This window comes from Cellulomonas massiliensis JC225, assembly GCF_000312005.1.
Classification (GTDB): domain Bacteria; phylum Actinomycetota; class Actinomycetes; order Actinomycetales; family Cellulomonadaceae; genus Cellulomonas; species Cellulomonas massiliensis.
Map to the genome: position 1 here is coordinate 1,556,276 of NZ_HE978588.1, position 12,465 is coordinate 1,568,740.

Genomic DNA, 12,465 nt, shown 5'->3' on the forward strand with positions numbered 1-12,465 from the left:
GGGTCGCGCGCGACCGACACGTTGGCAGGGCTGGGGCCCGCTCCGCTGGTCGCCGGCCTGCTGCTGGCGCCGGCGGGCGGACCGGCCGCCGCGGACGTGCCCGGGCCACCCGGCCGCGACCCCGAGCCCGACGCGTTCGCGCACCTCGGGGACGACGGGTGGGAGCTGCCGGTGCTCGCCGGTCCGCAGGCGGGCTGGTTCCGGCCGGGAGCGCTGCTCGACGCGGGCCTGGTCGTCGCCGCGGCCAGCGACCGCACCGCGGTCCGGCTGGAGGGGGCGCCGGTCGAGCGGCTGCCCGCGGCCGCCGGGCGTGAGCTCGCGCCGGCGGGCCTGGTCCACGGCGCGGTCCAGGTGCCACCCGACGGTCGGCCCGTCGTCTTCGGCCCCGACCACCCGGTGACCGGCGGGTACCCGGTCGTCGCGGTCGTCCGCGCGTGGGCCCTCGACGCCGTCGGCCAGCTGCGGCCGGGCGACCCGGTGCGGTTCGTCGTCTAGGGCTGGTCGCCCCGGGCCGCGGCGCGGCCCACATCACCCGCGCAGCGGGACCAAGGTCCCGCGGCACGCCGGTGGTCGTCGGCTGCGACGACCAGATGTGGGCGCGACGAGCGTGTCGGACCACAACATGTGGTGGTGGCGCGGGTGCACTCGGTGCTCGACTCGTCCCGCACCCCGTCGAAGGAGACCCCGGAATGTCCCACCCCGCCGAGCCGTCCCAGCAGCCGCGCACGTCGACCGTCGTCGACGTCGCCCGCACGATCGGCGAGTACCTCGACCGCTCCGACTGGCGCGTCCAGGCGAACGCCAACCAGGGCTACTCGCTGGGCGGCCTGATCCTCAACACCGCCGGCAAGGTCGTCGCCAACTACTGGCTCGACGAGGTGTACCCGCCCGAGGTCGGTCAGGCGCACCGGGACGGCGACCTGCACATCCACGACCTGGACATGCTGAGCGGCTACTGCGCGGGCTGGTCGCTGCGCACGCTCCTGGCCGAGGGCCTCAACGGCGTCCCCGGCAAGGTCGACGCCAAGCCCGCGAAGCACTTCAGCTCCGCGATCGGGCAGATCGTCAACTTCCTCGGGACGATGCAGAACGAGTGGGCGGGTGCGCAGGCGTTCAGCTCGTTCGACACGTACATGGCGCCGTACGTGCGCCTCGACGGGCTCGGCTACCGCCAGGTGCGGCAGGGCATCCAGGAGCTCGTCTACAACCTCAACGTGCCGAGCCGGTGGGGCACGCAGACGCCGTTCACGAACCTCACGTTCGACTGGACCTGCCCCGCCGACCTGCGCGAGGAGGTGCCGTTCGTCGACGGCGAGCCGTGCGACTTCACCTACGGCGAGCTGCAGGACGAGATGGACCTCATCAACCGCGCCTACATGGACGTCATGACCGAGGGCGACGCCTCGGGCCGCGTGTTCACGTTCCCCATCCCGACCTACAACATCACCGAGGACTTCCCGTGGGAGTCGCCGAACGCCGACCGGCTGTTCGCGATGACCGCGAAGTACGGGCTGCCGTACTTCCAGAACTTCATCAACTCGGAGATGAACCCCGGCGACGTGCGGTCCATGTGCTGCCGCCTGCAGCTCGACCTGCGGGAGCTGCTCAAGCGCGGCAACGGCCTGTTCGGCTCCGCGGAGCAGACCGGGTCGATCGGCGTCGTCACGGTGAACTGCGCGCGGCTCGGGTACCGGTACGCGGGCGACGAGGAGTCGATGCTGACGGAGCTCGACCGGCTGCTCGACCTCGCCCGCACGTCGCTCGAGCTCAAGCGCGCGACGGTCGCCCGGCTGCTCGACCAGGGCCTGTTCCCGTACACGCGCCGCTACCTGCCGAGCCTGGACAACCACTTCTCGACGATCGGCGTGAACGGCATCAACGAGCTGGTGCGCAACTTCACCGGCGACGCGCACGACCTCACGCACCCCGACGGGCACGCGATGGCCGTGCGGATCCTCGACCACGTGCGGGCGCGGATGGTCGCGTTCCAGGAGGAGACCGGCCACCTGTACAACCTCGAGGCCACTCCGGCCGAGGGGACGACCTACCGGTTCGCCAAGGAGGACCGCGCGCGGTTCCCGGGCATCCTGCAGGCCGGCACGGACGAGAACCCGTACTACACGAACTCCAGCCAGCTCCCCGTCGGCTTCACCGACGACCCGTTCGAGGCGCTCGCGCGCCAGGACGAGCTGCAGACGAGGTACACGGGCGGCACGGTGCTGCACCTGTACATGTCCGAGCGCCTCTCGTCGCCCGAGGCCTGCCGCGAGCTCGTCCGCCGGGCGCTGACGACCTTCCGCCTGCCCTACCTCACGGTCACGCCGACGTTCTCCATCTGCACGGCGCACGGCTACCTGGCCGGCGAGCACCCGACGTGCCCGACCTGCGGCGCGACGTGCGAGGTCTGGACGCGCGTCATGGGCTACCACCGCCCGGTCTCGTCCTTCAACGTCGGCAAGAAGGGCGAGCACGCCGAGCGCGTGCCGTTCCTGGAGGGCGCGCTCGTCGGCTGACGCCGGCGGACGCACGAGAGGGGACCGACGTGACGACGACGGACGTGGCCGCCCGTACGGAGCGGGCGGCCACGCCCCGCGCACGGGGACGGGCGCACCGAGCGGACGACCTGGCGATCGCGGGGCTCGTCCCGCTGTCCACGTGCGACTGGCCCGGCCGCCTGGTGGCGACCGCGTTCCTGCAGGGCTGCCCGTGGCGCTGCACGTACTGCCACAACCCCGGGCTCATCGACCCTCGGACACCCGGCGTCGTCCGGTGGGACGAGGTGCGGGATCTGCTCGCGCGGCGCGCGGGGCTGCTCGACGGCGTGGTGTTCTCCGGCGGCGAGCCGACGCGCCAGCCCGCCCTCGTCGACGCGGCGCGCGAGGTGCGCGAGCGCGGCTTCGGGGTGGGCCTGCACACGTCCGGGGCGTACCCGCGGCGTCTCGCCGCGGTGCTGCCGCTCGTGGACTGGGTGGGCCTCGACATCAAGGCGCCCGCGCACCTGTACCGCGCGATCACGCGGGCGGGGGGCGCGACGACGAGCGCCGACGCGGCGTTCGCCTGCCTGCGTCTGGCCCTCGACACGGGCGTCGACCTGCAGGTGCGCACGACCGTCGACCCGACCGTGCTCGGCCCGGCCGACGTCGAGCGCCTGAGCCGGGAGCTGGCCGCGCTCGGTGTGCGCGAGCACGTGCTGCAGGAGGTCCGCCCGGACGGCACGACGCAGGAGTACCGCGAGGCGCTCGCGGCCGCGCAGGGCTGAGGCGGGGCGCTGCGCCGGGCGTCCCGGGGCCCGCCGCACCGGGCCGTTGACCGCCCGTCGCCGTGGAGTGACGTCACAGACGGTGTGACGTCGCGCACCGTGATTAGACTGCGCGGGTCCGTCGGCAACGGTGCCGTGGACCGAGCGCGGACTGTGGGGGGACGCGCCGCATCTCCGAGGAGGGCATGCATGGTCGAGCTCGGTTCCACGAGCATCACGATCGTCGCCGTCATCGCCGCTGTCGCGGTCGCGGCCCTGGTCGTCGCGGCGGTGCTCCGCCGCCAGGTGCTCGCCGCCGACGAAGGCACGGCGTCGATGCAGACGATCGCCAAGGCGGTCCAGGAGGGGGCGTCGGCGTACCTGAGCCGGCAGTTCCGCACCCTGGCGCTGTTCGCCGTCGTCGTCTGCGCGCTGCTGTTCCTGCTGCCCGGTGACGGTGGCGTCAAGGTCGGCCGGTCGATCTTCTTCCTCGTCGGCGCGGGCTTCTCGGCGTCGATCGGCTTCCTCGGCATGTGGCTCGCCACGCGCGCGAACCTGCGCGTCGCGGCCGCCGCGTCGCAGCCGGGCGGTCGCGCCGAGGGCGCCCGGATCGCGTTCCGCACCGGCGGCGTCGTCGGGATGAGCGTCGTCGGCCTCGGCCTGCTCGGCGCCGCGGGCGTCGTGCTGCTCTTCAAGGGCGACGCCCCGGGCGTGCTCGAGGGCTTCGGCTTCGGCGCCGCGCTGCTCGCGATGTTCATGCGAGTCGGCGGTGGCATCTTCACGAAGGCGGCCGACGTCGGTGCCGACCTCGTCGGCAAGGTCGAGCAGAACATCCCCGAGGACGACCCGCGCAACGCCGCGACGATCGCCGACAACGTCGGCGACAACGTCGGCGACTGCGCCGGGATGGCGGCCGACCTCTTCGAGTCGTACGCCGTGATGCTGGTGGCCGCGCTCATCCTCGGCAAGGCGGCGTTCGGCGAGCACGGCATGGTGTTCCCGCTGATCGTCACGGCGGTCGGCGCGCTCGTCGCGGGGCTCGGCGTCGCGATCACGCGCGTGCGCGGCTCCGAGAGCGGGCTCACGGCGATCAACCGCGGGTTCTACATCTCGGCGCTCGTGGGCGTCGTGCTCGCGGCCGTGGCCGCGTTCACCTACCTGCCGAGCAGCTTCGCCGACTTCACCGGCGGCACGGCCGACCTCTCGGGCCACCCGGGCGACCCGCGGCTCGTCGCCTCGCTCGCCGTGCTCATCGGCGTCGTCCTGGCCGGCGTGATCCTGTGGGTGACCGGGTACTTCACCGGCACGACGAGCAAGCCCACCCTGCACGTCGCGCGCACCACCCTGACGGGCGCGGCGACCGTCGTGCTCTCGGGCATCGGCGTGGGCTTCGAGTCGGCCGTCTACACGGCGGGCATCATCGCGGCGTCCATCTGCGGCGTCTTCCTGCTCGCCGGCGGCAACGTGGCCCTCGCGCTGTTCCTCATCGCGCTCGCGGGCTGCGGCCTGCTCACCACGGTGGGCGTCATCGTCGCGATGGACACCTTCGGCCCGGTGAGCGACAACGCGCAGGGCATCGCGGAGATGTCCGGCGACGTGACGCCGGAGGGCGCGCAGATCCTCACGGACCTGGACGCGGTGGGCAACACCACCAAGGCGGTCACGAAGGGCATCGCGATCGCGACCGCCGTGCTCGCGGCGACGGCCCTGTTCGGCTCGTACGCGGACGCCGTCAGCACGGCGCTCGCGAACGTCTCGGGGTCCGTGCCGGACGACCTGGTGGCGGCGATGATGACGTACGACATCATCAGCCCGGTCACCCTCGTCGGCGTCATCCTCGGCGGCGCGACGGTGTTCCTGTTCTCGGGCCTGGCGATCGACGCCGTGACCCGCGCGGCGGGCGCGATCGTGTTCGAGGTCCGCCGCCAGTTCCGCGACTTCCCCGGCATCATGACCGGCGAGGTCCGCCCGGAGTACGGCAAGGTCGTCGACATCTGCACGCGGGACTCGCTGCGTGAGCTCGCGACGCCGGGTCTGCTCGCGGCGTTCGCCCCGATCGCGGTCGGCTTCGGTCTGGGTATCGGCCCGCTCGCGGGCTTCCTCGCGGGCGCGATCGGCGCCGGCGTGCTCATGGCCGTGTTCCTGGCCAACTCCGGCGGCACGTGGGACAACGCGAAGAAGATCGTCGAGGACGGGCACTACGGCGGCAAGGGGTCGGACGCCCACGCGGCCGCCGTCATCGGCGACACGGTCGGTGACCCGTTCAAGGACACGGCCGGCCCCGCGATCAACCCGCTCATCAAGGTGATGAACCTCGTCTCCGTGCTGATCGCCCCGGCGGTCATCGCCGTCAGCGTCGGCGAGGGCGCGAGCGCCGCGGCGCGGCTCTCGATCGCGATCGCGGCGGCGCTCATCGCGTTCGGCGCGGTCGTGCTGTCCCGCCTCCGCGCGGCGAAGGTCGACGAGGAGGGCGCGCTCGAGCGCGCCGCCGAGGAGGCGCTGGCCCGCTGACGGACCGGCGACACCAGCACCACGGGCGCCCCGGCCGGTCCGGCCGGGGCGCCCGCGCACGTCGGACGCGCGGTCGGTCCGGCGGCGCACGGCGCGCCCGTGCCCATTCCGCCCCGCCTGACGGGCCGCGGCCGTCACGGGTCCGCGGACGCGGCGGGCACGCCCAGCAGCGGCAGGTGCGCGACCTCGGACCCCTCCTCCCAGGGCCACCGCCCCTCGGCGTCCGGCAGGACGAGCTGCCAGGCGTCGACCGGCCAGCGGCCGGCGGCGAGCTCGTGGGCCCAGACGAGGTGCCGCGTCGTGTCCACCGCACGCACGAGCATGAGGGACCCCCGCACCAGCACGTCGTCGACGAGCGCGTCGTCCCGGTACGGGGCGCCGTCCCACAGCCGCCCGGCGACGGCGTTGAGCAGGTCGTGCGCGCAGTCCGGGCCGTGCCCGAACAGGACGAGCTCGGGCAGGCCGACGCGCGAGAGGCCCACCGTGTAGGAGAAGGCGGGCTCGTCGGCGCCGGGCAGCACGTGCTGCACGGCCCACCCGTAGCGCGCCACGAGCTCCACCAGCCGCCGCTCGTGCCCGTCGCGCCGCCCCTGCGCTTCCCACGCCGCCTGCCCGCCCGCGCACGACGGGGTCCCCTCGCACATCCGCACCACCTCCGCCGGCTCGACCCGGACCATCCAATTCGAACGGGTGTTCGAACAGTGCTCACGATGCCACGTGTCGCCGACACGGCGCCCGGCCCGGCCCACGGTGCGCTAGACATCGGGGCATGACGGAGGACGTGACCGCGACCAGCCCCCGCCCGTTGCGCCGGGCGTGGCTCCGCCAGGCGTGGCTCGACCTGGTCTTCGTCCACTGGGCCGTGCAGCCCGGGCGCGTCGCGCCCCTGCTGCCGCCGCGCACGCGCCCCGACACGCTCGACGGCGCCACCTACGTCGGCCTGGTCGCGTTCCGGCTCGTCGGCACGGGCCTGCCGCGGGGGCCGCGCGTGCCGTACCTCGGCACGTTCCTCGAGACGAACGTCCGGCTGTACTCGGTCGACGACGACGGCCGCCGGGCGGTGGTGTTCCGGTCGATGGACGCCGAGCGGCTCGTCCCCGTGCTCGCGGCCCGCGCCGCGCTGCGGCTGCCGTACCGCTGGGCGCGGATGCGGGCGCGGCGGGAGGGCGACGTCCTGGCGTACGCGTCGACGAGCCGCACACCGGCTCGTGCCTCGACGAGCCTCGCGGTGCGGGCGGGCGCACCGGTCGAGGACCCGACACCGCTCGAGCACTTCCTCACCGCGCGCTGGGGCCTGCACACGCGGGCGTGGGGTCGCACGTGGCACCTGCCGACGGACCACGTCGGCTGGCCGCTGCACCGCGGCGAGCTGCTGCACCTGGACGACGGGCTGCTCCCGGCAGCGGGCCTGCCCGCGGCGTCCGGCGACCCGGTGAGCGTCCTCACGTCGCCCGGCGTGCACGTCCGCTTCGGGCTGCCGGAGGCCGTCGGCCGCCGCGCGGGCGAGCCGTCGTCCGGGAGAATGCGGACGTGAGCTCCCCTGACGCCCCCGTCGCCGACCCCGCTCTCGTCGACCGCCTGCGCGCCGACCTCGCCGACGCCGACTTCGGCGTCGCGCGCGTCGAGGAGGTGCTCGGCGGTGTCGCCGCCGACGCCCTGCACCGCGAGCAGCCGGTGCCGGCGCTGCGGGCGCTGGACCGCGCGGCGGCCGACGACGAGACCACGGTGACGCTCGTGCGGGCCTTCCTGCTGGGGCGGCCGGTCACCCGCGGGGCGGTCGCGCGGGCGCTGCCGCGCACCGGGGTGGACGGCCTGCGGGCGCTCGGGCTCGTCACGACCGCGGGCGAGGGCGACGACGACGAGGCGCGCGCACTGGTCGACCTGCGCCCGTACGCCGCGGTCGACGGCGGGGGCGAGGTGGACTGGTGGATCGCGTCGGACCCGGGGGAGCTCGCCACCGGGCACGCGCTGCGCACGGACCACGTGCTCGGCGTCGGCGGCGCCTCGACCACGCTCGCGCAGGCGACGGTGCGCGACCCGCGCGGCGACGTGCTGGACCTCGGCACGGGGTGCGGGATCCAGGCCCTGCACGCGAGCCGGCACGCGGGGCACGTCGTCGGGACCGACGTCTCGACGCGGGCGCTCGCGTACGCGCGGTTCAACGCCGCGCTCGCCGGCGTGGACCTCGAGCTGCGGGAGGGGTCGCTGCTCGCGCCTGTGGCGGGCCGGTCGTTCGACCTCGTCGTCAGCAACCCGCCGTTCGTCATCACGCCGCGCGGCGCCGGGGTGCCGGAGTACGAGTACCGCGACGGCGGGCGCGCCGGCGACGCGATCGTCCGCGAGCTCGTCGAGCACGTCGGCGAGGTGCTCGCCCCCGGGGGCGTGGCGCAGCTGCTCGGCAACTGGGAGGTCCGCCGCGGGGAGCGCTGGGAGGACCGCGTGGGCGCGTGGCTCGACGCGAGCGGGCTCGACGGCTGGGTCGTGCAGCGCGAGGTGCAGGACCCCGCGCAGTACGCCGAGACCTGGCTGCGCGACGGCGGCTCGACCCCGGACCGGGACCCGCAGGCATGGGCGGCGCGGTACGGCGCCTGGCTGGACGACTTCGCGTCGCGGGACGTCGAGACGGTCGGCTTCGGCCTCGTCACCCTGCGCCGGCCGGTCTCCGGAGCGCCGTCCCTGCGCCGGCTCGAGGAGGTCACGGGCACGCTGCAGCCGCCCCTCGGCCCGGCCGTCGCGGCGTCGCTCGCGGCGCACGACTGGCTGGCCGTGCGCGACGACGCGGCCCTGGCGGCGGAGCACCTGCGGGTCGCGCCGGACGTCACGGAGGAGCGCTACCTGACGCCGGGCGACCCCGACCCCCGCGTCGTGCTGCTGCGGCAGGGCGGCGGCTTCGGTCGCGCCGTGCAGGCCGGCACCGCGCTCGCCGGCTTCGTCGGCGCGTGCGACGGCGAGCTCTCGGTCGGCCAGATCGTCGGCGCCCTCGGGGCGCTGCTCGACGTCCCCGCGGAGCAGGTCGCTGCCGACGTCCTGCCGTCGGTCCGCGGCCTCGTGCGGGACGGGCTGCTGCTGCCCTCCTGACGCCGGTCCCGGCGCAGGTCGACGGGCCTCTCAGCGGGACTCACAGCGTGGCCACAGGTCGGTGCTGAGGTCGTCCCAGACGGTCTTCCTACGTTCGTCGCCGGTCACCACACCGGCAGCGAGGGAGAACCGTGCAGCTCTGGAGAAGGACCCGCCCCTGGGCGCGGGTCGTGGCGCTGGCGGTCGTCGCCGCCCTGGTCGCGGGCGGCGCGTGGTGGCTGTGGTGGCGCCAGCCGGCGTCGGCCGCGGCGGACGGCCGGCCGACCACCCGCACCGTCACGGCGTCCACGTCGACGATGGAGAAGACGGTCGCCGCGTCGGGCACGCTGAGCCCGACGGTGCGCGACGAGGTCGCCTTCGCGGTGTCCGGCACGGTCACCGCCGTGCGGGTGGCCGTGGGCGACACGGTGACGAAGGGGCAGACGCTCGCCACGGTCGACACGCTGCAGCTCGAGGCCGACCTGCTCGACGCGCGGGCGACGCTCGCGCAGGCCGAGGCGCGCCTCGCGGACGCCCGGGACGCGGACGACGGGACGGACGCCGCGCAGGCCCAGGTCGACGCGGCCGCGGCCCAGGTCGACGTCGCGCAGGCGCAGGTCGACGACGCCGAGGAGGCGATGGACGACGCGACGCTGACCGCTCCCGCCTCGGGGCAGGTGGCCGCGGTCGACCTCGAGGTGGGCGACGTCGTGCAGGGGTCCACCGCCGGCTCCGGGTCGGGCGCCGGGTCGGGCTCCGCCGGCGGCGCCGGTGGCTCCGGCAGCTCCGCCGCGGCCGGGACGACGGCGGCCTCGTCCTCGTCGAGCGGTGCGCAGTTCGTCGTCGTCGGGACCGACGCCTGGCAGGCCGAGGTCACGGTGGGCGAGGCGGACGTCGCCGACGTGCAGGTGGGCAACCAGGTCGAGATGACGTCGGACGACCTGACGGAGACCCTCTACGGCGTCGTCTCGTCGATCGGCCTGCTCTCGACGAGCAGCTCGGGCGTGGCGTCGTACCCGGTCACGGTCGACGTCACCGGCGACGCGGACGGGCTGCACGACGGGATCGCGGTCGACGCGTCGATCGTCTACCAGCGCCGCACCGACGTGCTGACGGTGCCCGCGCTCGCGGTGAGCACCGCCGCCGACGGGACCAGCACCGTCACGACGCTCGCCGAGGACGGCACGACGCAGCGGACCGTCACGGTGGAGACGGGGGAGAGCTCGGGCAGCTCGATCGAGATCACGTCGGGGCTCGCGGAGGGCGACCAGGTCGTGGTCCCGACGTTCACGCCGGGCGCGGGCCGGGACGGCAGCTCCGACACCCGGCAGGGCGGCCAGCTCCCCGACGGGTTCCCGCAGGGCGGCTTCCCGCAAGGCGGGTTCCCGGGCGACGGCCAGGCGCCGGCCGGGCCGGGGGGCGGCGGCAATGGCTGACCCGACGACGACGGCCGCGCTGCTCGCCGGCGCCGCCGGGACGACCGGCACCGCCACGCCCGTCATCGACCTCGCCGGCGCGCGCAAGACGTACCGCACGGGCTCGGTCGAGTTCGAGGCGCTGCGCGGCGTCGACCTGCGGATCGAGCCGGGGGAGTACGTCGCGATCGTCGGGCCCTCGGGCTCCGGCAAGTCGACGCTCATGAACGTGCTGGGCTGCCTGGACGTCCTCACGGCCGGGTCGTACCGCCTCGCGGGCGAGGACGTCGAGGAGCTCGACGAGGTGGAGCTCGCGCAGGTCCGCAACCGGCGGGTGGGGTTCGTGTTCCAGCAGTTCCACCTGCTGCCGTCGCTCTCGGCGGTCCGCAACGTGGAGCTGCCCCTCACGTACCGGGACACCTCGGCGGCCGAGCGCCGGGCGCGCGCCGTCACCGCGCTCGAGCGCGTCGGCCTGGGCGACAAGCTCGACAACCGGCCGGGTGAGCTGTCCGGGGGCCAGCAGCAGCGCGTCGCCGTCGCGCGCGCGCTCGTCGGCGAGCCCGACCTGCTGCTCGCCGACGAGCCGACCGGGAACCTCGACAGCACGTCCACGCGGGACGTCCTGGGGCTCCTCGACGAGCTGCACGCGCAGGGCCGGACGGTCGTCCTCATCACGCACGAGCAGGAGGTCGCCGCGCGGGCGCGTCGCACGGTGCGGGTCCGGGACGGCCTGGTCGTCTCCGACGAGGTGGGCGCATGAGCTGGGCGCAGACGCTGCGCACCGGTCTGGCGAACGTGCGCGCCCACACGATGCGCTCGGCGCTGACGGTGCTGGGCATCCTCATCGGCATCGCCGCGGTCATCCTCACCGTGGGCCTCGGTCTCGGCACGCAGCGGGACGTCAGCGCGCAGATCAGCGCCCTCGGGTCCGACCTGCTCATCGTCACCCCGGGGTCCTCGACGAGCTCCGGCGGCGTGCGCGGCGGCTTCGGCTCCGCGACGACGCTCACCCGCACCGACGCGGAGGCGCTCGCCTCGCCGGTCAACGCTCCGGACGTCGCGGCGGTCGCGGCGGAGAAGACGCTCAGCGCCCAGCTCGACGCGAACGACACCAACTGGACCACGGCCGTGACCGGCACGACCGCGTCGTGGCTCGACGTGCGCGGCCGTGAGCTCGAGGTTGGGCGGTTCCTCACCGAGGACGACGACACCGCGCGTGCCGCCGTCATGGTGCTCGGCCCCGAGACCGCGACCGAGCTGTTCGGCACGACGCGGGTCGTCGGGCAGAGCGTCGTGGTCTCCGGCACGTCGTTCCAGGTCGTCGGCGTGCTCGCCGCCGCCGGGTCGAGCGCGGACAGCAACCTCGACGACGTCGCGGTCGTGCCCCTGTCGACGGCCGCGGAGCAGCTCGTCGGCGGCACGCAGCGCGACGCGGTCTCGACGATCTACCTGCAGGCCGCGTCGACCGGGCAGCTCTCCGCCGCCTACCAGGAGGCCGACCAGCTGCTGCTGCACCTGCACGGCGTCCGCAGCGCCGACGACGCCGACTTCACGATCAGCTCGCAGGACGCGCTCGTCTCCACCGCCACGGCCGTCTACCGCACGCTCACCGTGCTGCTCACGGGGATCGCGGGCATCTCGCTGCTCGTCGGCGGCATCGGCGTCATGAACATCATGCTCGTGTCCGTCACCGAGCGGACGCGCGAGATCGGCCTGCGCAAGGCGCTCGGTGCGCCGCCGTGGGCGATCCGCCGCCAGTTCCTCGTCGAGGCCGGTGTGCTCGGGCTCGTCGGCGGCCTGCTCGGCGCGGCCCTGGGCGTCGTGGGCGCGCAGGTCCTCCCCGGCCTCCTCGACACCTCGATCGTCGTCTCGGGCCTCGCGGTCGGAGGGTCCGTCGGCGTCGCGCTGGCCATCGGCCTGGTGTTCGGCGTGTACCCGGCGACCCGCGCCGCCCGGCTCGCCCCGATCGACGCCCTGCGCGCGGAGTGAGCGTGCGCCGCCGATCTCGCCCGGCCTGCCCGGCCCGCCCGGCCCGTCCGGCTCGTCCGACCTCGTCCGCCACCCCCCGACCCGTGAGGAGCACCATGCCCGTCACCCCGCCCCCGCCCACCCGCGCGGCTCGCCGGCTGGCGCCCGCGGTCCTCGGCCTGCTCGTCACCGCCGCCGTGCTCGCGGGCTGCCAGCCCGCGTCGTCCGGAGCGGGGGCGGCCACCGCGGCCCCGTCCGGGAGCGCCGCACCCGGCG

At 75.1% G+C, this 12,465-nt stretch carries 10 protein-coding genes; 9 read left to right on the plus strand and 1 reads right to left on the minus strand.

Annotated features, from left to right (window positions below; genetic code table 11):
- The 4 genes from HGCM_RS20405 to HGCM_RS07430 all read left to right on the plus strand — a co-directional run.
- Window positions 1–495 (plus strand): 5-oxoprolinase subunit C family protein (locus tag HGCM_RS20405; protein WP_040398997.1); only part of this gene is annotated, 495 nt, incomplete at its 5' end.
- 194 nt (window positions 496–689) lie between these two features.
- Window positions 690–2,513: a ribonucleoside triphosphate reductase gene (locus HGCM_RS07420; protein WP_019136221.1), complete on the plus strand. Its 1,824-nt coding sequence runs from the start codon at window positions 690–692 to the stop codon at window positions 2,511–2,513.
- Between the two features lie 29 nt (window positions 2,514–2,542).
- Complete coding sequence (locus HGCM_RS07425) at window positions 2,543–3,259, plus strand: anaerobic ribonucleoside-triphosphate reductase activating protein (RefSeq protein ID WP_019136222.1); 717 nt, start codon at window positions 2,543–2,545, stop codon at window positions 3,257–3,259.
- Window positions 3,260–3,448: 189 nt separating this feature from the next.
- Window positions 3,449–5,749 (plus strand): sodium-translocating pyrophosphatase, encoded by a 2,301-nt coding sequence (locus tag HGCM_RS07430; RefSeq protein WP_019136223.1) that lies wholly within the window; start codon window positions 3,449–3,451, stop codon window positions 5,747–5,749.
- 134 nt (window positions 5,750–5,883) lie between these two features.
- Here the strand turns inward: HGCM_RS07430 and HGCM_RS18785 are convergent, their stop codons facing one another.
- Window positions 5,884–6,393, minus strand: coding sequence for a DUF4262 domain-containing protein (locus HGCM_RS18785; RefSeq protein WP_161604969.1), 510 nt, complete (start codon window positions 6,391–6,393; stop codon window positions 5,884–5,886).
- Window positions 6,394–6,518: 125 nt separating this feature from the next.
- Between HGCM_RS18785 and HGCM_RS07440 the strand changes: the two genes are divergently transcribed.
- The 5 genes from HGCM_RS07440 (at window position 6,519) to HGCM_RS07460 (ending at window position 12,210) form a co-directional block, all read left to right on the plus strand.
- Window positions 6,519–7,283: a YqjF family protein gene (locus HGCM_RS07440; RefSeq protein ID WP_019136225.1), complete on the plus strand. Its 765-nt coding sequence runs from the start codon at window positions 6,519–6,521 to the stop codon at window positions 7,281–7,283.
- Window positions 7,280–8,827 (plus strand): DUF7059 domain-containing protein, encoded by a 1,548-nt coding sequence (locus tag HGCM_RS07445; protein WP_019136226.1) that lies wholly within the window; start codon window positions 7,280–7,282, stop codon window positions 8,825–8,827. The genes HGCM_RS07440 and HGCM_RS07445 overlap by 4 nt, the downstream gene beginning before the upstream one ends.
- A 131-nt stretch (window positions 8,828–8,958) precedes the next feature.
- Entirely contained in the window at window positions 8,959–10,242 is a 1,284-nt protein-coding gene (locus HGCM_RS07450; protein WP_026075326.1) for an efflux RND transporter periplasmic adaptor subunit, read from the plus strand.
- Window positions 10,235–10,981, plus strand: a complete 747-nt coding sequence (locus HGCM_RS07455) for an ABC transporter ATP-binding protein (RefSeq protein WP_019136228.1) — start codon at window positions 10,235–10,237, stop codon at window positions 10,979–10,981. The genes HGCM_RS07450 and HGCM_RS07455 overlap by 8 nt, the downstream gene beginning before the upstream one ends.
- The gene (locus tag HGCM_RS07460; protein WP_019136229.1) at window positions 10,978–12,210 is read left to right on the plus strand and encodes an ABC transporter permease; all 1,233 of its coding nucleotides are present in this window, start codon (window positions 10,978–10,980) and stop codon (window positions 12,208–12,210) included. Before HGCM_RS07455 ends, HGCM_RS07460 begins: the two co-directional genes overlap by 4 nt.
- Window positions 12,211–12,465: the final 255 nt, after the last annotated feature.